The organism is Kribbella polygonati, from assembly GCF_050320105.1.
GTDB lineage: Bacteria > Actinomycetota > Actinomycetes > Propionibacteriales > Kribbellaceae > Kribbella.
This window is the reverse complement of the sequence record NZ_CP190129.1, coordinates 8,601,808-8,621,194: the sequence shown is the minus strand read 5'-3', so window position 1 is coordinate 8,621,194 and position 19,387 is coordinate 8,601,808. Positions and strand designations below refer to the sequence as shown.

The 19,387-nt window shown below is 70.2% G+C and carries 17 protein-coding genes; 5 read left to right on the top strand and 12 right to left on the bottom strand.

Features of this window, described 5'->3' with window-relative positions:
- Positions 1 to 17 precede the first annotated feature (17 nt).
- From egtB to ACQHIV_RS41535, 6 genes are all read right to left on the bottom strand, one after another.
- Complete coding sequence (gene egtB, locus ACQHIV_RS41560; RefSeq protein WP_427890187.1) at positions 18 to 1,349, bottom strand: ergothioneine biosynthesis protein EgtB; 1,332 nt, start codon at positions 1,347 to 1,349, stop codon at positions 18 to 20.
- Entirely contained in the window at positions 1,346 to 2,587 is a 1,242-nt protein-coding gene (locus ACQHIV_RS41555) for a glutamate-cysteine ligase family protein (RefSeq protein ID WP_427890185.1), read from the bottom strand. The genes egtB and ACQHIV_RS41555 overlap by 4 nt, the downstream gene beginning before the upstream one ends.
- A 119-nt stretch (positions 2,588 to 2,706) precedes the next feature.
- A complete protein-coding gene (locus ACQHIV_RS41550) occupies positions 2,707 to 6,219 on the bottom strand; it encodes a glycoside hydrolase domain-containing protein (protein WP_427890183.1) in 3,513 nt (1,170 codons plus the stop codon).
- Positions 6,220 to 6,283: 64 nt separating this feature from the next.
- Positions 6,284 to 7,066, bottom strand: a complete 783-nt coding sequence (locus ACQHIV_RS41545) for an ABC transporter ATP-binding protein (RefSeq protein WP_427890181.1) — start codon at positions 7,064 to 7,066, stop codon at positions 6,284 to 6,286.
- A complete protein-coding gene (locus ACQHIV_RS41540; protein WP_427890179.1) occupies positions 7,067 to 8,143 on the bottom strand; it encodes a FecCD family ABC transporter permease in 1,077 nt (358 codons plus the stop codon).
- Positions 8,140 to 9,108: a FecCD family ABC transporter permease gene (locus ACQHIV_RS41535; protein ID WP_427890178.1), complete on the bottom strand. Its 969-nt coding sequence runs from the start codon at positions 9,106 to 9,108 to the stop codon at positions 8,140 to 8,142. The genes ACQHIV_RS41540 and ACQHIV_RS41535 overlap by 4 nt, the downstream gene beginning before the upstream one ends.
- 151 nt (positions 9,109 to 9,259) lie before the next feature.
- Here ACQHIV_RS41535 and ACQHIV_RS41530 point away from each other — a divergent pair, with 151 nt between their 5' ends.
- Both ACQHIV_RS41530 and ACQHIV_RS41525 read left to right on the top strand, forming a co-directional pair.
- Positions 9,260 to 10,240, top strand: coding sequence for an ABC transporter substrate-binding protein (locus ACQHIV_RS41530; RefSeq protein WP_427890176.1), 981 nt, complete (start codon positions 9,260 to 9,262; stop codon positions 10,238 to 10,240).
- A gap of 22 nt (positions 10,241 to 10,262) precedes the next feature.
- On the top strand, positions 10,263 to 10,904 hold the full coding sequence (locus ACQHIV_RS41525; RefSeq protein WP_427890174.1) for a hypothetical protein: 642 nt from the start codon (positions 10,263 to 10,265) through the stop codon (positions 10,902 to 10,904).
- A gap of 39 nt (positions 10,905 to 10,943) precedes the next feature.
- On the opposite strand, the gene ACQHIV_RS41520 is transcribed toward ACQHIV_RS41525, so the two are convergent.
- The 5 genes from ACQHIV_RS41520 to folP are packed head-to-tail and all read right to left on the bottom strand — an operon-like array spanning position 10,944 to position 14,821.
- Positions 10,944 to 11,855 carry an alpha/beta hydrolase gene (locus tag ACQHIV_RS41520; protein WP_427890172.1) on the bottom strand — a complete coding sequence of 304 codons (912 nt, stop codon included), beginning with the start codon at positions 11,853 to 11,855 and terminating at the stop codon, positions 10,944 to 10,946.
- A 33-nt stretch (positions 11,856 to 11,888) separates the two neighbouring features.
- Entirely contained in the window at positions 11,889 to 12,485 is a 597-nt protein-coding gene (locus ACQHIV_RS41515; protein ID WP_427890170.1) for a hypothetical protein, read from the bottom strand.
- A 19-nt stretch (positions 12,486 to 12,504) separates the two neighbouring features.
- Positions 12,505 to 13,191 carry a class III extradiol dioxygenase subunit B-like domain-containing protein gene (locus ACQHIV_RS41510; protein ID WP_427890168.1) on the bottom strand — a complete coding sequence of 229 codons (687 nt, stop codon included), beginning with the start codon at positions 13,189 to 13,191 and terminating at the stop codon, positions 12,505 to 12,507.
- Positions 13,191 to 13,943: a pyrimidine reductase family protein gene (locus tag ACQHIV_RS41505; protein WP_427890166.1), complete on the bottom strand. Its 753-nt coding sequence runs from the start codon at positions 13,941 to 13,943 to the stop codon at positions 13,191 to 13,193. The genes ACQHIV_RS41510 and ACQHIV_RS41505 overlap by 1 nt, the downstream gene beginning before the upstream one ends.
- Positions 13,940 to 14,821 (bottom strand): dihydropteroate synthase, encoded by an 882-nt coding sequence (gene folP / locus ACQHIV_RS41500; protein WP_427890164.1) that lies wholly within the window; start codon positions 14,819 to 14,821, stop codon positions 13,940 to 13,942. The genes ACQHIV_RS41505 and folP overlap by 4 nt, the downstream gene beginning before the upstream one ends.
- A 100-nt stretch (positions 14,822 to 14,921) precedes the next feature.
- Between folP and ACQHIV_RS41495 the strand changes: the two genes are divergently transcribed.
- From ACQHIV_RS41495 to ACQHIV_RS41485, 3 genes are read left to right on the top strand one after another with little or no spacing between them, the layout of a single operon-like run.
- On the top strand, positions 14,922 to 16,238 hold the full coding sequence (locus tag ACQHIV_RS41495) for an L-fuconate dehydratase (RefSeq protein WP_427890162.1): 1,317 nt from the start codon (positions 14,922 to 14,924) through the stop codon (positions 16,236 to 16,238).
- Complete coding sequence (locus tag ACQHIV_RS41490; protein ID WP_427890160.1) at positions 16,235 to 16,987, top strand: SDR family NAD(P)-dependent oxidoreductase; 753 nt, start codon at positions 16,235 to 16,237, stop codon at positions 16,985 to 16,987. The genes ACQHIV_RS41495 and ACQHIV_RS41490 overlap by 4 nt, the downstream gene beginning before the upstream one ends.
- Positions 16,984 to 17,946, top strand: a complete 963-nt coding sequence (locus tag ACQHIV_RS41485) for an aldo/keto reductase (protein WP_427890158.1) — start codon at positions 16,984 to 16,986, stop codon at positions 17,944 to 17,946. Before ACQHIV_RS41490 ends, ACQHIV_RS41485 begins: the two co-directional genes overlap by 4 nt.
- Here ACQHIV_RS41485 and ACQHIV_RS41480 read toward each other — a convergent pair.
- Positions 17,936 to 19,114 carry a PucR family transcriptional regulator gene (locus ACQHIV_RS41480; protein WP_427890157.1) on the bottom strand — a complete coding sequence of 393 codons (1,179 nt, stop codon included), beginning with the start codon at positions 19,112 to 19,114 and terminating at the stop codon, positions 17,936 to 17,938. The genes ACQHIV_RS41485 and ACQHIV_RS41480 overlap by 11 nt on opposite strands.
- Between the last annotated feature and the right edge of the window lie 273 nt (positions 19,115 to 19,387).

Here is a 19,387-nt window from a genome sequence, read left to right as displayed (position 1 = left end):
GGCCAGGTGGCGGCACATCAGAGTTCTTCGGGGCGCGGGTCGCGGGCGCAGCGGAAGCCGGCGAAGATCTGCCGCCGGATCGGGTAGTCCCAGTTGCGGAACGTACCGCGCGCGACGACCTCGTCGGTACCGAACGATCCGCCACGGAGGATCTTGTAGTCCGGGCCGAAGAAGACCAGCGAGTACTCGTCGTACGGCCAGGCGCGGAACCCGGGGTACGGGCGGAAGTCGCTCGACGTCCACTCCCACAGGTCACCGATCAGTTGCTCGACCCCGAGCGGCGACGCCCCGGCGGGATACGCCCCGACCGGTGCCGGCGACAGATGCCGCTGGCCGAGGTTCGCGTGCTGCGGACCGGGTGACTCGTCGCCCCACGGGAACCGGCGGGTCCGTCCGGACACCGGGTCGAACCGCGCGGCGAACTCCCACTCCTCCTCGGTCGGCAGGCGCTTGCCGGCCCACTTCGCGTACGCCTCCGCCTCGTAGAAGCAGACGTGCATCACCGGCTCATCCAGCGGCAACCGCTCCCGGTGCCCGAACCGCAGCCGCCACCACTCCCCGTCGTCCTGCGACCAGAACCGCGGCGCGACCAGCGACGCCTTCCGCACATGCGCCCAGCCGTCCTCCGACCACCACTGCGGATCGTCGTAGCCACCCGCGAGGACGAACCGCAGGTACTCCCCGTTCGTCACCGGCACCGTGTCGATCACATAAGGCTTCACATGTACGGCGTGGGCCGGGCGCTCGTTGTCCAGCGCCCACGGCTCGATCGACGTACCCATCTCGAACACCCCGCCCGGCACGAACACCTCCGCCGCCGGCAACACCCGCCCGGCCGGAGGTGGTGGCGCGTCCAGCACCGGCGCACCGGCCCGCAGCTGATGGGTCGCGAGCATCGTCTCGTCGTGCTGCTGCTCGTGCTGCGCGATCATCCCGAACGCGAACGCGTTGTCCACCAGTTCGCGCCCGCCGTCGAACTTCACGTGGTCCAGGACGTCGAGCACCTTGTCCCGTACCTCGGTCACGTACGCGCGGGTCTCGACCGGCCCGAGCAGCGGCAGCGCCGGCCGCTCCGCCCGCGGGTGCTGGAACGCGTCGTACAGCTCGTCGATGTCCTGCCGCAGCGGCTCGCGGCCGCCGACGTCGCGGACCAGCCAGAGCTCCTCCTGGTTGCCGATGTGCGCGTAGTCCCAGACGAGTGGTGACATCAGCTTGGAGTGCTGCTTGACCAGGTCGTCGGTGTCGACCGCGTCGGTCAGCCGCACGGTCCTGGCCCGGGACCGTTCCAGCTGCTCACCCACGAAGGCCCGCAGGCCCTCGGGCGACAGGTCGGACAGTTGGTGGTTCATGAAGCTCGCCTTCCTTGGGTGGTGTCGACGATGCGCTGCAGCCGGGTCGCGACGGCAGCGGTGAGTTCGGGATCCGCACCGGTCCGGTCGAGGACCGCCGTACCGAGGGCCACCACGTCGCGGGCGGCACGCAGTACCAACCTGTCCCGCAGGCCCTCGCGGGCCGCGGGGAACCAGCGGCCCGCGGCGGGCTCGGCGGCCGCCAGGACCTGGTCGAGCGGGGCGGACATCAGCGCGGTGAGCAGCAGGGTCGGGGCGATCCACCCGTCCCCCGGCTGCGCGTCGAGGTAGCGCACCTCGAGATACCCGCGCGGCCGGACCGGCGGGAACAACGTGGAGAGGTGGTAGTCGAGGTCGTCGTACGTCGGTCGGTCGCCGGGCAGCGCGCCGTCCGCCCAGGCGCCGAAGGTCAGCCCCGCCGGGGCGTCCCAGGTGTCGCCCCGGCGCAGGCAGAGCACCGGTGCCTCCATCGCCGTCCGCGCCCACGCGGCGGCCGGGTCGCCGTCCAGAGGTGGCGGCTCGGTGAACGGAGCGCAGGTCCCGAAGGTGGCCTCGGTCCGGGCCGAGGCCCAGCCGGTGTCGGCGCCGGCCCGGCGCCGGGAGTTGGCGAACAGCCCGACGAGTGCGGGACCGAGGTCGTGCAGTGCGCGCCAGCGCAGCGCCGCGCTCCGGTCGCCGTCCGCCGCGTCGGGCCCGGTGCCCGCGTCGAGGCAGATCTGCAGGCCGGCGGTGCTGCACATCATCCGCGGGCCGTGCGGTCCGAGTCGCTGGAAGGCGTGTTCCATCGCGGCGTACCGCGGGACGGTGAGGATGCGCCGGGGCGCCCGGAACGGGTCCAGGCCGAATCCGCCCGGGACCAGGCCGGCATCCAGCAGCAGGGAGGTGAGCTCGGCGGCGTCGGCGGCGGTGTCGTCGATCAGCCGTGGGATCGAGTCGGTCGCGGGACCGGAGATCTCCACCTGGCCACCCGGCTCGACGGTGACCAGAGCGCCCCGGCGCAACGGCAGCTGCGGGCTGCCGCGGACCAGGGTCGCGGGGGCGTGTTCGCCCAGGGCCTTGCTCAGTTGTCCGGCATCGAGCGGCCGGTGCGGGTCTTCCGCGTGATGCACGGTCCACTCGAGCTCGACGCCGTACAGCCGAGGTGGACCGTGCTTGAAACAGACCATCGCGACATAACCCTCCGCCTCGGCCCGGGAGCCGATCGGGGTCGTCGCCGGAGAACCACCGGGCGAGGTCACGTCTGCGAACCTAGCTCCGGGTCAGGGGCTGGACAACCGACCAGAAAATTACCGGTCGGTGACGCCTGGGAAGCGAATCGACTCATGCCCGCGATCTTCCCCGGCGGCACCGACAGTTTTCAGGCCGGAACCTGGACCGACCCGCCCCAGTCGTTCTGGTGCCAGCCGTCCTGCGGCGTCCACCACCAGTGGTACAGCGTTCCGGTTCCGCTCTGGGCGAAATACTGATGCTGGTCAGCGAACGCGAACGCCACCGGATCGGCGTGCACCTGCCCGCCCAGGTCCTCCCAGGTCACCTTGCTGGTGCCCTGGTCCCACCACCAGTGGTAGAGCGTGTTGCCGGGGCCACGGGCCACCACGTGCTGCTGTGTCGCGGTCTTGAACGCAGATGGTGCCCCGACGAACTTCGCCGGAGCACCTCCCCATTCCACCTGGTGCAGCCCGTCACCGGCGTCCCAGTACCAGTGGTAGAGCTGCCCGTCCGCAGCCTGCGTGTACACGTGCTGCTGTCCGTTCCAGACAAAGGTCGTGGGGTCGGAGTACGCCTCACCACCCCAGTCCGCGAAGTGTGGCTCGAAGTCACCCAGCTGCCACCACCAGTGGTACAGGTGGTTGTCCGCGCCACGGGCGACCACGTGCAACTGGTTGTCCCACACGTACGTGGACGGCGTACCAACGATCGGCCCTGGCGCGTCGCCCCAGCTGTCGACGCGTAGCAAACCGTCCGCGGGGTCCCACCACCAGTGGGTGAGGCCCCCGCTCGAGGAGCGCGCAAAGATGTGCTGCTGGCCGGACCAGACCACTGCGGCCGGATCACCGGCCGCATCACCTCCCCAGTCCGCGTAGTGCGCTGCCGGCTCGCCCTCGATCCACCACCAGTGCAGCAGCGTTCCTGTCGTACTTCGGGCCACTGCGTGCTGCTGGTTCTCCCAGGCGTACCCCGTGCTCTTGCCGGCGATCGGCCCGCCGCCCAGGTCGTTCCGCTTCAGCCCGGCCGCCCCGCTCCAGTCCCAGCGCCCCATGGTGCCGGCCGCGGTCGGGGCGAAGATCACCTCGTGGCCGGCACCCCCTGCGTCGTTCCACTGGTACGCCGTGGCGCCGGGTACGACGTCGCCCGCGTGGCCGGCGCCGTACGCCTCGATCTCGTCGACGAACAGGCCGGTCTGGTACTTGTTGTGCATCGTCTTGTCGAACGTCAGCCGCACCCAGCGGGCCTTCGACGGCGCGAAGCCGATGTCGTACCAGATCCGCGAGGCCCCGTTCACCGAACTGACCTGGCCTCGGTTGGTGAAGTTCGTACCGTCGGTGCTGGTCGCGACCGTGATCTGGTCAGGCCGGTAGTCCGGGTACTCCTCGTACGCATGCACACGCACCGTGCCGACCGTTTGCGCCCAGCCGAGGTCGATGGTGACCGCCGGGTGCACGCTGTCGCCGACGTTGGCCAGCTCGTACCCGAACTGCTTGCCGTCGCCCCAGTTGTCCCCTAATACTCCATCGGTCGCCTCGTTACCGGCGTCCGGGAACCGTGTCGACGGTGCAACGCTCTTCGTGTACGTCTTCCCGCCCGCAAGGTTCTGCTGCAGCAGGCTGTGCCCCACTACGTCGATCCCTTGCAGGTCGTACGGCGCTGTGCCGTCCACGGTGATCCGGATGTAGCGCGTCTTCGCGTTAATGCCCAGGAAGTCGTCACCACCGGGCTTCGCCAGGTCGTCCGCGGGGTCGTCGGTCCGGCTCGCCGCCTCCGCCCACTTCGTACCGTCGTACGAGATCTGCACGTGGTACTTGCTGGCCCAAGTGGAACCCCAATGCAGCTCCACCCCGTCCACCTGGGCTTGACGCCCAAGGTCGAACTGCAGGCCGTTCCTGGCGTACCGCAGGCCCTTCAGGGGAAGACCAGCCGCCGCGTCCAGTGCCAGGGCGCGGATCCGCTGCATGTAGCTCACGTCAGGCGAGTACTTGTCGCTGGCCTGCACCACGGCGGTCGCCAGGTCGTGTGCCAGGCCCGGGTTGGTCTTGCCGAGGTGGTTGAGGACCTCCCAGTCCTCCATGCCGTCCCGCAACGACTCGTACCGCGGTGATGCCTCGACAGTGTTGTGCACGGTGTCCGGGCGGACGATGTAGCCGTCGCCCTTGACGGTCTGGTCGCTCATCTTGAACTGCCAGTTGCCGTACGCCCAGTGCAGGTACCCGGTCGCGCCCTTGCCGTACGCGAGCCACATGGTCTGCCGCTGGTCCCACTCCGGCTGGTCGATGAACCGGTTGAGGTGGTTGCCGGCCGGGATGTTGCAGTTGTAGAACCACAGCGGCTTGCCGGCCTTGCGCTCGTCGTCGAACGGCTTCGGGTTCGCGGTGTACGTGAACAGGTTCGGGATCACGATGTCCTCGGCGTGCGCGACCCGCGCGGCCAGGTCGTTCACGACCGCGTCGCCGATCTTCACGTCCGGCCAGTACTGCTTCAGCTTGTTCGCGATCCCGAACCAGCCCGGGTCGCCGCCGGCCCCCGGCTCGTCGCCCACGTGCATCCAGAACATGCTCGACCAGCCCTTCTCCGCCACGTGCTGGCGGAGCGCCGGGTAGAACTGCTTGTACCAGTTGTCCGCCTCCGGCGAGTCCCAGTACACGAAGTCCGGCAACTGCCGGCCGGTCTCCTTCGGCGTCACCTCCTGCAGGTACCGCGGGTACTGCGGGTTGTGGTCCGGGTTCTGCGGCCCGGCGCCGGTGAAGCCCTCCAGCCGGTTCACCACGCCCTTGTCCAGGAACCGCTGCACGACCTGGTCGAAGCGGTCGAAGTTGAACGTGTAGTTGCCCGCGGCATCGACCTTGCTGCCGCCGTCGGTGAGCAGGTTGACCAGCGGCAGCTGCAGGCTGTTCTGCCGGTACCGCTTCATCGTGTCGGCCCAGTTGTCGATCAGCTGCCACCACTGCGGCGAGTACCGGTCGTGCCCGTAGAACAGCTTGACAGTGTCCCCCTGGCCCATGTCCCACGAGGTCAGGCCGAGGAAGTTCGTCCACATCACGTTGGTGAACTCGCTCTGGTTCGCCGGCGGGATCACCACGTTCCGGGCGTTCACCCGGATCGGCACGTTCAGGTTGCCGTTCGTCGTACGGACGGTGGCCTGGCCGCTGTAGATGCCGCCCTGCGCGGTCGCCGGGACGTGCACGCGGACCCAGATCGACTGCGTCTGGTTCGCCGGTACGTCGATACTCGTCTGGTTCAGCAGCCGGTCCGGGAAGTCACCCGGCGCGGTCCGGATCGTCGGTACGACGAAGTTGTCCGGCTCCCAGCCGTTGTACGAGTTGTGGTCCAGGTACTCGTACCCGACCGGGTTGTAGCTGATCTCGCTCGCCGCGATCGCGTCGCCGGTGCCCTGCAGCGCGCTGAAGTCCACGCTGTTCACGGTGAACGCGGCCGGTCCGCGCAGCACGATCTGCGCCGCCTCGTAGTCGTTCTTCGCGGTGTCCAGCCGGATCTCGTCGCCCGCCTCCGGCGACCGCCCGCTGTCCTTGAAGACCGAGTTGTACGACGTCTCGGTCCACATGCCCGGTGCCGCGCCGGCCGCGTGCGCCAGCGGCGCCACACCGGTCGTCGTCACCATCAGTCCACTCGCCACCACTACTCGTGTCCAGCGCATGCCGCCAAGCCTCCGTGGCGGCGCCGGACCCGGCAATCCTTTCGAGCGAGCCTGTATAGACCAATCAACCCGACCCGGGCAGGTGGTGCAGGCGATCAGGCACAACCACAGGGGCGCCGCCTACCTCCACCACGGTGGCCTTGAGGCCGAATACCTCCGCCAGCAAGGTAGCCGTGAGTACGTCGGCGGGCCTTCCCTCCGCGGCGATCCGGCCGTCACCCATCACGACCAGGTGGTCGGCGTACTGCGCTGCGAGCGTCAGGTCGTGCAGTACGGCCACAACGGTCCGCCCTGTCGTGGCTGCTGCATGTACGACGTTCATCACGTCGACCGCGTGGGCCAGGTCCAGGTATGTCGTGGGCTCGTCGAGCAGGAGGTGTTGCGTGCCCTGCGCCAGGACCATGGCGATCCAGACGCGCTGGCGTTGCCCACCCGACAGCTGGTCAACAGGACGCTCTCGCAGGTCCGTTAGCTCAACCGCGGCCAGGGCCTCCTCTATGGCGGCGTCGTCCTCTGCAGTGAGGCGTCCGAAGAGCCCGCGGTGCGGGTGGCGGCCTCTGGACACCAGCTCGGCCGCGGTGATGCCTTCTGGGGTCACGGGGCCTTGTGGCAGGACGCCTAGCTTTCTGGCGAGTTCACGGGCCGGCAACTGGTGGATGTCCTTGCCGTCCAGTAGAACTTGCCCGCTGCGGGGCGTCAGCAGCCTGCTCATACCCCGGAGCAGTGTGGACTTGCCGGAGCCGTTCGGGCCCACCACGGCAGTCAGCTGCCCGGTCGGCACCTCCAGCGTCAGGCCCTCCACCACCGGCGCACCGTCGTACGCGAGGGTCAGGTTCTCGACGTGCATCTAACGCCCCTTCTGCTGACGGCCGATGAGATGAAGCAGGTACGGCGCGCCGCAGGCTGCCGTCACTACGCCAACGGGCAGCTCGTACGGGCCGAGGTGGGCCCACTGCAGACCGTTGCGCGCCAAGAGGTCCGCCAGTACGACGAAGAGTGCGCCTAGCGTTGCTGTTGTCAGCAAGGGCGGTCGTTCCATCCGGCTGAGCCGCTGCGCGACCTGTGGTGCCACCAGCGCGACGAACGCGATCGGACCGGCGCCCGCTGTGGCCATCGCGGCCAGCACTGTGGCGATCACCAGCAGCGCAAGCCGGACCCGCGCCACCCGGACACCGAGCGAGGAGGCCACGTCGTCGCCGAGGACCAGCGCGGACAGGTCGCGGTTGAACATCATTGCTACCGGCAACAACACGACGACCGCGACGAGCACCGGGATCGCGTCGCTCCACGCTCGCGCGTTGAGCGAACCGGCCAGCCAGGCGGCGGCCCGGCCCGCGTCGTTGACGTCGCCGATCACCAGCAGCCAGGCAACCAGCGAGTTCGCCGCGGCCGCGATGCCGACCCCGATCAGCACCACCTTGCCCGCGTCCACCACGCCGCGCCGGATCGACAGCGCTCCGACGACGAGGGTTGCGATCAGGCCGCCGAGCACCGCCGCGAGCGGGATCCCGACCTTCGCCGCGACACCGGAGATGTTGCCGCCGCCCGTCCCCGCGAGCACGATCACCGCGACCGCACCGGCGGACGCGCCCGAGTTCACCCCCACGATGTCCGGACTCGCCAACGCGTTCCGCGACAAGGTCTGCAACAACGCGCCCGACACCGCGAACGCCATCCCCACCAGCAATCCCGTCGCGACCCGCGGCGCCCGCAACTCCAGCACCACCAGCCGAGTCCCCCGCCGCCCACCGCCCAGCAACACCTCGACAACGTCCCCCACCGGGAGCTTCGTCGTACCGACACTCAACGACACCAACGCCACGATCACCGCCAGCACCGCGAACAACAAGCTCAACCCCACGACCCGCGCCCGCACAAGTCCACCACCCGACGTCCCGCCGAGCCCCACCGTGCGGGGGCTCACAGGGTCACCGCGCGGCGGCGTACGACGAGGACGAAGAGCGGGGCGCCGATGATGCCGAGGACGACACCTGCCTGGAGTTCGCCGGCGCCGCCGACCAGGCGGCCGACGAGGTCCGCGAGTACCAGGGTGGTCGCGCCGATCAGGCCGGCGGCGGGGATCAGCCAGGTGTTGCGGGCGCCGAACATCCGGCGTGCGACGTGCCCGGACAGCAGCCCGAGGAAGCCGATCGGGCCGCACGCCGCGACGCCCGCCGCGGTCAGCAGGCCGATCGCGCCGAGGCCGACCAGGCGGGCTCGGCGTACCGACAGACCGAGGCCTGCCGCGACGTCGTCGCCGAGGGCGAGCAGGTCGAGGTCGCGGGCGTTGACGGCGGCCAGGAGCAGACCCACGCCCGCGAACGGCAACACCTGGCCGGCCACGTCCAGCCCGCGACCGGCGACCGAGCCGACTGCCCAGAAGCGGTAGCTGTCCAAGGTGTTCGCGTCGAGCAGGACGACGGCGGAGGTCAGCGCGCCGAGCATCGCGGCCACCGCCGCACCCGTCAGCGCGAGGCCGACCGGGGACGCGCCGCTTCCGCGAGAGGCCAGCCGCTGTACGGCGAACGTCGCGATCAGCGCGCCGATCAGGGCGGCCCAGACCGTCGCGGAGACCGAGTCGACCAGGCCGGCCTGCAGTCCGAGTACGACGGCGAACGCGGCGCCCGAACTCACACCGAAGATGCCCGGCTCGGCCAGCGCGTTCCGGGTATGACCCTGCATCAGCGTGCCGGCGATGCCCAGGCAGAGCCCGATCAGTACGGCGACGACGGTCCGCGGGAACCGCAGATTGCGGACGATCACGTCCGGGTCCGACCCGTCGTTCGCCGTCAACGCGTGCCACACCGCACCAGGCCCCAGCCACCGAGAGCCCAGCGCAAGGCTGGCCCCGAACGCCACCACCAGCAGCCCGGCCAGCACAAGCAGCACAGCACCCCGGCGAACGCCGGAGTACGACGGCGAAGGTGAGGGTGGCGACACGGGTGGGGGCGCGGGCGGCGGGGACATATGGTTAGGTTTGCCTTACTTGTGAGGTGGACAGACACCTTAACCCGCGACTCGTGCCGATCTGGAGACACCCGTGCGCCTGCCCCGCATCACCGCCCTGCTCGCTGCCGCCGCCCTCGCGCTGACCGCCTGTGGATCGTCCGGATCCGACGACGACCCGGCCGCCGCGGGTGCCGCCGGGGAGGGGTTCCCGCGGACCGTCGAGCACGCGATGGGGAAGACCGAGATCAAGAGCAAGCCGAAGCGGGTCGTCGCGCTCGACACCAGCTACGTGGACGCGACGCTGATCCTCGACACCCCGGTCGTCGGGTACACCGACTACCGCACGATCAACGGCCAGCTCCCGGACTACCTCGGCGACGACCGGAAGACGTACGGCGCCGAGGCCGAGTCGGTCGGGACGCTCGCCGAGCCCAACTTGGAGAAGATCGCCGCGCTCAACCCGGACCTGATCGTCACCGCGAAGGTCCGGCACGAGAAGCTGTACGACCAGCTGTCGGCGATCGCGCCGACCATCATGTCCGAGACGACCGGCGCGACCTGGAAGGACAACATCCGGCTGGAGGCCAAGGCGCTCGGCCAGGAGGACCTCGCGGAGAAGGAGATCTCGGCGTACGAGAAGGCCGCGAAAGCGACCGGGGACGCGATCAACGCGAAGGCGCACAACCCGACGATCTCGGTGGTCCGGTTCGTCGACGGGCCGACCCGGCTGTACCAGAACGCGAGCTACTCCGGGATCGTGCTGAAGGACGCCGGCCTGAAGCGCCCGAAGTCGCAGGACGTCGACGGCTTCGCGCTGGAGATCAGCCCGGAGCGGATCAAGGACGCCGACGCCGACGCGATCTTCGTCACGACGTACGCCGACGAGAAGGGGCTGAGCGCGAAGACGGCCGCCCAGTTCAAGGCGAACCCGTTGTGGAAGCCGCTCGCGCCGAAGGTGCACGACGTACCGGACCTCACCTGGATGACCGCGGTCGGGCTGCAGGGCGCGTGGGCGATCCTGGACGACCTGGCGAAGACCTTCGACGTACCGGCGCCTGTCCGGCCGGCGTGAACGCGCTTGTAGGGTCGGCCGTATGACGGCTCTCACCCGGTGGCATGTCGGCCCGTGGACGACGCGCGGTACGGCGGCCGGCGCCGCGTTCGAGCCCGGCCGGAAACGGACGCCCGACGAGCTGAACTTCGACATCGTCGGGCTGTCGCGGATCGTCGGACGCCGGCAGACGCTGCCGGAGGAGATGCTGGTACGCCGCTGCCAGGCGGCGCTGCGGCCGACCGATCCGCGGGTGTGCGGCGTACAAACGCTGGACCCGGAAATGTCCGCCGAACTGTCAACCGTGGCGGCGCTGGCCTTCACCTGGCTGGCGGAACGAGCCCCCGCCGGCTACCACTTCGTCCACACAGACGCGGTAGAACTCCAGCCACTCCTCGACCTGTCCGCCGAGGTCGTCGCCGTAGACGCCGTGGTGCAACTGGCCGGCGTACCCCTCCCCGCCGCTCGCCTGGCCACCTCCCACGTACGCCGCTCCCCCACAGGCCCCTGGTACGCCGGCGACGCCACCTGCAACTGGTCCGGCCCCCACCCGACCCCATCCGAAGCAGTAGCCGCAGTAGAACTCGCCCGCACCCAACTAGTCACCCAACTAACAACTGCAGGCCGAGAAGACCTAGCTAGCACCGCAGACCGCTGGGCCCCCATCCCAATCGAACCCAGCTAGCCACAACAGTTGGAGGGCGACCAACAACCCGGTGTGCGTTCAGGTGGTGAGGCCGGGGGCTGGGGTGGTGGTTCGGGCCAGGTGTTGTTGCAGGAACGTGAGTTCTCTCTCCACCACCTGTTCGTGGGCGGTGGTGAAGGGGGCGTAGTGGTTGCCGGGGACCTGGAGGGTCTCGGCCTTCGGGGTGGTGGCGGCTGCTTTCAGGGTGGGGGCCGCTAGGGCTGACTTGTCGTCTTTGCAGACGACGTACAGGATCGGGCAGCGGGCGTCGGGGGCGTACTTCGCTGGGCGGTAGAAGACGGCCGGGAGGACCGAGCGGGCGGCGATGGACTGTTGCCACTCGGGGTAGCGGTTGTCGGGGCTGAGGATTTCGCTGCCCAGTACGGCGTCGGGGGTGTTCAGGAGGGCGACTGTGCCGGTCGGGGCGGCGAGGTCTACCAGGCGGGGTGGGCGGTTGAACCAACCACCGATGACGTCCAGCAGAGCTCGGCCGACGAGCCGGAGCGCGGCGCCGGTCGACTGGTAGCGGGACGCGTGGCGCGTGACCGTCGGACCGTCGACGTTGGCCGACTGGGCGATCGCGGCCGACAACCCCAGGTCCTCCGACGCCAGCTGCACGATGTACCCGCCGGGCAGCGAGAACGCCCAGATCCCCACCCGCTCAACCCCGGGCAGCGTCTTCGCGTACGCGATCGCCGCCCGCCAGTCCTCCAGCTGGTCCGGCACCAGCGCCACCTGCCGCGGCTCCCCGGCGCTCTCGCCGAAACCGCGGTGGTCGAACGCCAGCACACTGAATCCGGCCGCGGCGAACCGCTCCGCGAACCGATCCGTCCCCGGCTCCTTCGTCACTCCGAAGCCGCCGGTCATCACCACGCACCCGCCGTTGGTCCCCGGGTAGTGCCAGGCCGCGCACGCAACGCCGGCACTGGTGAAGCTCACCTTCTCACGCATACCAGAAGTGAACCACGTGGTTCGCAACCTTGTCTACGCCTTCTCCTCCCGCTCCAGCGCCCGAGTCAGCGCGGCGAACCCCGCCTCGATCCCGGCCGCGTCCCCACTCGTCCGCCACTCGATCAAGAACCCACGCAACGTCCCGAGGACCAACTCCGCCACCTCGGTACGACGTTCCGGAGCCCACTCCTCCGGGCACAACGCCAGCAGCGTCGGCAGGTACTGCCGCGACGCCGACCGAGCGAGATCGGCGTACCGCGCCGCGTCGTACATCGCCAGCCCGATCGCCTGGTCGAGCACCCACGACTCCTCGCCGATCAGCGTCGGCCACATCGACCGCACCCGGTCCGCGAGCGACCCGCCCTGCTCGGCCGCCGCCGACACCGCCCGGGTGATCCGGCGTTCGCGCAACTGCAGGACCGCCTGCGTCAGCAGGTCTTCCGGGCCGTCGAAGTGGTACAGCAGCACCTTGTGCGTCGTACCGGCCGCCCGCGCCGCGCGCCGCAGCGAGAAGTCGACGAGCCCGTTCGCCCCGAGGTCGTCCGCGACCTTGTCGAGCAGTTCCCGCCGCCGCGCCTCACCCCGCGGCGACTTCGCCGACCGCCGATACCCCGTCCGTTCCTCAGTCACCCCGCCAGTATCAGCGACATCAGGTGAAGGACGCGACGAAGTAGCCGACGCCGTACGGCGCTGCGTCGTACAGGAGGTCGGCGGTGAGCGTCGTACCGGCGAGTGCGCCGGCGAGGACCTGCCAGGGGGCGCGGCCGGCTGCTTGGAGGACCGTCGCCAGGTCCGGGTCGAGGGCTGCCAGTACGTCGAGATCGACGTGCTGGAAGGCTTGTGCGACGGTGCTGTCGAAGATCTCGGCGCGCGGGTGCAGGTGGACGGGGGCGTGATCGCTGCGGCGGGCCGAGCCGTCGCCCATCACCAGCAGGCCGATCCGGTCGTTGCCTGCGGCAAGTTCGCGGCCGATTTCCAGGCAGCGTTCGGGGGTCTCGTCGGCCGGGACCGAGAGGTAGGTGCGCGGCAGGTCGGCGGCCTTCGAGCGCTCGAGGAGCCAGCCGCCGACGGTCAGCGACAGCGGCAGGACGCGCGGGCCGGAGCCGATGCGTACGCCGGGAGCGCCGTACGGCCCGAACGAACCGCCGGCATCCGCGCCGTACGCCGCCGCGACCGGACCGGACCCGACGACGAGGACGCCGGCCGCGGAAGCCAAAGCGTCGAGCGCCGCCCGGCAGGCACCCCGCAACGACTCCAACTCCGCCGCCGCCCCCGAGGCCAACTCAGGCACGACAATCGGCGGATGCGGACAAACCGCCGCCGCAACAACCCCCATCAGCCCACCTCTCCGACCGCGCGGCCGTGGCGGAGGAAGAGGAAGTTGTCGTCGGTGGAGAGGACGTGGAGGAGTGGGAGGGGGCGGGCCTCGGTGGCGGCGAGGCCGTCGGTGATGCGGCGGGCGCCGGGGCCGGCGAGGAGGGGGGAGACGGTGAGGCAGAGTTCGTCGACGAGGTCGGCGTCGGTGAGTGAACCGAGGAGGTGCGGGCCGCCCTCACAGAGGATCTGCGTCAGCCCGCGCTCCCCCAGCGCACCAACCGCGGCCTTCAGGTCCACCGCGTCCTCGCCGCACACCAGTACGTCGGCAACCTCGGCGAGCGCCGCCCGCTGATCAGCCGGCGACGCCGCACACGTGATGACGATCGCCCGCGTCGGCGCCTCCGTGAACATCGGGCTCTCCGCCGGCAGATCGAGCCGCGCCGACACCGCGGCCAGCGTCGGGTTCTCCGGCAACCCGTGTTCGACCCGCCACGCCCGCCGCTTCGCCCCGAGCCGCAACCCGCCGTACCCCTCGGCGCGCAACGTCCCCGCACCGACCAGCACCACGTCCGCCAGCATCCGCAGCCGCCCGAGCATGTTCTGGTCGTCCTTGCTCGACAACCCTCCGGACAGGCCCTGCACGCTCACCGCCCCGTCCAGGCTGGTGACGAAGTTCGCCCGGAGCCGCAGCACCGACCGATCCTCCACCGCGTACGCGGCGATCAGCTCGTCCTCGGTCAGCTCGCGGCCGGCCGCACGATCTCGAATCACACCAAGCTCCTTCGGGTGTACGCCGGGGTCGCGGTCTTCTGCAGTACGGCGATCAGGTCGAGCGCCTGCCGGGAACCGGCCACGTCGTGCACCCGGAACACCCGCGCCCCCAGCCAGGCCGCGACGCTGACCGCGGCAAGCGTCGCCGGACCGCGTCGCCCGGACGGCAGGTCGAGGGTCTCGCCGAGGAAGTCCTTGTTCGACATCGCCACCAGCACCGGCCAGCCGGTGGCCGCGAGCTCGTCGACCCGCCGTGTCACCTCGAGCGAGTGCAGCGTGTTTTTGCCGAAGTCGTGGGTCGGGTCGATCACGATCCCGTCCGGGTGCACCCCGGCCGCGATCGCCTTCCGGGCCAGCGCGGTGGTCGTCCGGATCACGTCCGCGACCACGTCGTCGTACGCCATCCGGTGCGGGTCGGTGCGCGGTTTCAGCCCGCCGACGTGGCTGCAGACCAGGCCCGCGCCGACCTCGGCGGCGGCGCCGGCGAGCTCGGGGTCGTGGCCGGACCAGGTGTCGTTGATCAGGTTCGCCCCGGCGGCGCCGACCCGGCGGGCGACGCCGCTGCGGTACGTGTCGACGCTGATCAGCAGCTCCGGGTGCCGCTCCCGGACCGTGGCCACGAAGTCGACGGTCCGGCGCAGTTCCTCGGCCTCGTCGACGGGTTCGCCGTACCCGGCCTTGACGCCGCCGATGTCGACCACGTCGGCACCGTCGGCGACCGCCTGGTCGATCGCGGTCAGCGCCGCCTGGGTCGCGAACGTCGCACCGCCGTCGAAGAACGAGTCCGGGGTCCGGTTCACGATCGCCATCACCGCGAACTCCCCGGGCCCGAACGCCCGCTCACCGAGCCGCAGCACACCACTGGGTTCCGGATCCACGTCCCGACTCTAGGGCACGCGCCGAACGGCCGGCGGGTGCGGCCTCGCCACATATCCTATAGGATCTCGTCGACACCCGCCCGCGTAGAACGGCTCCCGCATGGCACGATTCACCGAGTTCGAGACGTACGACGTCCGCTTCCCCACGTCCCTGGACCTGGACGGGTCCGACGCGATGAACGCCGACCCGGACTACTCCGCGGCGTACGTCATCCTCCGGACCGACGCCGGGGACGGGCTGGAGGGCCACGGGTTCGCGTTCACGATCGGGCGTGGCAACGACATCCAGACCACGGCCATCGAGGCGCTCCGGGACCACGTCCTCGGGCTCGACCTGGACGCCACGCTGAGCGACCTCGGCGGGTTCTGGAAGTCGCTCGTGCACGACTCGCAGCTGCGCTGGCTGGGCCCGGAGAAGGGCGTCATGCACATGGCGATCGGCGCGGTCGTGAACGCGGTGTGGGACCTCGCCGCCAAGCGCGCCGGCGTACCGCTGTGGAAGCTGCTCGCGGACCTCACCCCGGAGCAGATCGTCGACCTGGTCGACTTCCGGTACCTGACCGACGCGCTGACCCCCGCCGAGGCGCTGGAGATCCTGCGCGCGGCCGAGCCCGGACGGGCCGAGCGGGAGGCGGTACTGCGGGAGCGCGGTTACCCGGCGTACACGACGACCCCCGGCTGGCTCGGGTACGACGACGCCAAACTCGTCCGGCTCTGCCACGAGGCGGTCGACGCGGGGTTCACCCAGATCAAGCTCAAGGTCGGCGCGAACCTGGACGACGACGTCCGCCGGATGCGGCTGGCCCGCGAGGCGGTCGGCCCGGGCATCCGGATCGCGATCGACGCCAACCAGCGCTGGGACGTCCCGGACGCGATCCGCTGGATCGGGGCGCTGGCGCCGTACGACGTGTGGTGGGTGGAGGAGCCGACCAGCCCGGACGACATCCTCGGGCACGCCGCGATCGCGAAGGCCGTCGCGCCGATCCGGGTCGCCACCGGCGAGCACGTGCAGAACCGGGTGGTGTTCAAGCAGTTGCTGCAGGCGGAGGCGCTGTCGTTCCTGCAGATCGACTCGGCCCGGGTCGCGGGCGTCAACGAGAACATCGCGAACCTGCTGCTGGCGGCCAAGTTCGGCGTACCGGTGTGTCCGCACGCGGGTGGGGTAGGACTGTGTGAGCTGGTCCAGCACCTGTCGATGTTCGACTACGTCGCGGTCAGCGGATCACTGGACGACCGGGTGATCGAGTACGTCGACCACCTGCACGAGCACTTCCTGGACCCGGTCGTCATCCGGGACGGGCACTACGTGGCACCGGTACGGCCCGGGTTCGGCGCGGAGATGGATGCCGAGACGCTGACCGACTTCCGGTACCCGGGTGGCAAGATCTGGACCGACCTAGCTGAGGAGGGCAAGTGACGGACTTCGCCGGCCTGCGGGCCGTGGTGACCGGTGGTGCCTCGGGGATCGGGCTGGCGGCCGCCCGGCTGCTCGCGGACCGCGGCGCGCAGGTGGTCGTGTTCGACCTGAAGCCGGACGTCGACGCGCCGCTGACCGGGATCGCGGCCGATGTCACCGACGACGACTCGATCCGGGACGCGATCGCCGCGGCGGCGCTGCAGCTCGGCGGGATCGACGTACTCGTGAACAACGCCGGCATCGGCGCCCAGGGCGACGTGAGCGCGAACGACGACGCCGAATGGCACCGGGTGCTGGACGTGAACGTGGTCGGCATCGCCCGCGTCACCCGGGCCGCCCTGCCGCACCTGCGGAAGTCGTCCGCGGCCGCGATCGTCAACACCTGCTCGATCGCCGCGACCGCCGGCCTGCCGAACCGCGCGCTGTACTCCGCCAGCAAGGGCGCCGTACTGGCGCTGACGATGGCGATGGCCGCGGACCACGTCCGCGAAGGCATCCGGGTGAACTGCGTGAACCCGGGTACGGCGGACACGCCGTGGGTCGGGCGGTTGCTCGACGTCGCGGCAGACCCGGCCGCGGAACGCGCGGCGCTCGAGGCGCGGCAGCCGATGGGCCGGCTGGTGTCGGCGGACGAGGTCGCGGCGGCGATCGCGTACCTGGCGAGCCCGATATCGGGGTCGACGACCGGTACGGCGCTCGCCGTCGACGGCGGGATGCAGAACCTGCGGCTTCCGGCGGCGCGGTCATGAAATTCTTTCCGGAAGATCAGCGGATCGGGCTCGGCGGGGCGCCGTTGGGCAACCTGCTCGGTGAGGTCCACGAGGCCGACGCCGTCGCCGCGGTGAACGCCGCCTGGGACGAGGGCTGGCGGTACTTCGACACCGCGCCGCACTACGGGCTCGGTCTCGCCGAGGAGCGGCTCGGGCTCGGCCTGCAGGGCAAGCCGCGGGACTCGTACGTGCTGTCCAGCAAGGTCGGGCGGATCATCTACGAGGCGTCCGACGCGGCCGTCGACGACGAGGGGTTCGATGTCAGTACGACGCGGCGGCGGCGCTGGGACTTCTCGCGGGACGGCGTACTGCGGAGCATCGAGGACTCGCTGCGGCGGATCGGGACCGACCGGCTGGACGTGGTGTTCGTGCACGACCCGGACGACCACTACGACGAAGCGGTCGCGACCGCGTTCCCGACGTTGATCGAGCTCCGCGAGCAGGGCGTGATCGGTGCGATCGGCTCCGGGATGAACCAGTCCGCGATGCTGACCCGGTTCGTCCGCGAGATCGACATCGACGTGATCATGCTGGCCGGGCGGTACTCGCTGATCGACCCGGACGGGTTGGACGACGTACTGCCGGCGTGTGTCGAGAACGACGTACAGGTGGTTGCCGTCGGCATCTTCAACTCCGGCCTCCTGTCGCAGCCTCGACCCGCCGTCGGCGCCACCTTCAACTACGAGCCGGCCGCCCAGTCCCTGGTCGACAAGGCCAACAAGCTGGCGGACATCTGCGAGTCCCACAACACCACGCTCCCCGCGGCGGCACTCGCGTTCCCGCTGGCCCACCCGGCCGTCGCAGGCATCGCAGTAGGCTGCCGCAACGCGGACGAGGTCCACACCAACGCAGCCCTAGCCCGAGCCGAGGTCCCATCAGCCCTGTGGCCAGACCTAAAGTCAGCAGGCCTACTCCGCGAGGACGCACCTACTCCGTAAGTGTTGTGCGTGAGGCTAGGTGGAGGGCTAGGCGTTCGTCTGGGTTGGTGAGGTCTACGCCTAGTAGGTGCTGGATCTTGGCTATGCGGGCCGATGCTGTGTTGCGGTGGATGCCTAGTACTGCTGCTGTTTCCGCAAGCGACGACTCCGTGTCGAGGTAGACGGCCAGCGTCGTGACCAGGTCGCCGGGTTGATCCTTGATGGGGGCAAGGAGCGCCTGTGCCGCCGGCTGGAACGTGTCGGTGCGGGTCCAGGCCAGGAGGAGCTGCGCCAGTCCCAGGCGATCTACATGCAGGAACCGCCCCGTCTCGGCCCGCCCCCGCGCCAGCCCGGCCGCATCACCCGCTTCCGCCAGCGTCGTCGCGATACCGCTCGGACCGGGCTGAACACGACCGACTCCGACATACGTATCGACCGTCTGCACCAGCCGGCGCTGGACGCGACGAATACCAGCAGCCTGCTGCTGTACTTCGGTGGCCGTCGGCTCCCGTACGGCGGTGATCCACGCGGACCAGCCGTCGCCCTGCTCCACCACCACGGCCCGCAGGCCTTCCGCGTCGAAGGCCTCCACCACATCCGTACGCCGGCCTGCCACATCCACCTGCCCGTCCGCGCCGATCCGGATCCCGGTGTGCCATCCGTCGAGCTGCCAGCCCAGGTCGACAGCCCGTCGCCGGGTCGCCTCCGACGGCTCGCCGTGCACCAGTTCGCCGAGCAACGACGTACGTTGACGCGCATCCCGCTCCAGCTCGAGCCGCCTGAGCGCCAGCCGCTCTCCTACCGCGGGTGCCACCACCGTGAGCACCTCAGGTACGGCGGCAACCTCAGCCGGGACCACACCGGGCAGCCTTGCGACCAGCCAGCACACAGGGCCTGCGCTGAGGACCGCAACGGCGAGCAGTACGGCGCCGTTCGGCAGGTCGACGCGGTACGGCGCGGCCCATGCGACTGGGGCTTGCGGCAGTACGTCGACCATCGCTGCGCGTTCTGCCGGCTCCAGCGGTTCACCGGCGAGCGTACCGCCGTCTGCACCGGCCAGTGTGACGGGACAGTGCAGCACGGTGGACGTTGTCCGCAGTACTGCCGTGAGATCACCACCGGTCCGCCTGAGCTCGGACACCGCCCGCAGTACGAGGTCCGAACGCACCACCTCGGGCTCGGCTGTCACGCGTCGCAGGTATTCGTGTGCTGCCAGCGGATCCGGACACCCCAGCACCGGTAGCCCCAACCGTTCCGCCAACAGCTGAGCCCCACGCCCCAACGGCTCGGTCCCCGCCAGCAGCAACGCTCCAGCCCCCGCCGCCGAAGCTCGACTGATCAAGGCATCCACCCGCCAGTCCCGGTGATCCTCAACCACCAACACCACCAGCACCCGCCCGGCAAGCCCAGCAGGCCGAGCATCCAACCCCAACGCCACAAAAGACCCACTCACCGGCCCCAC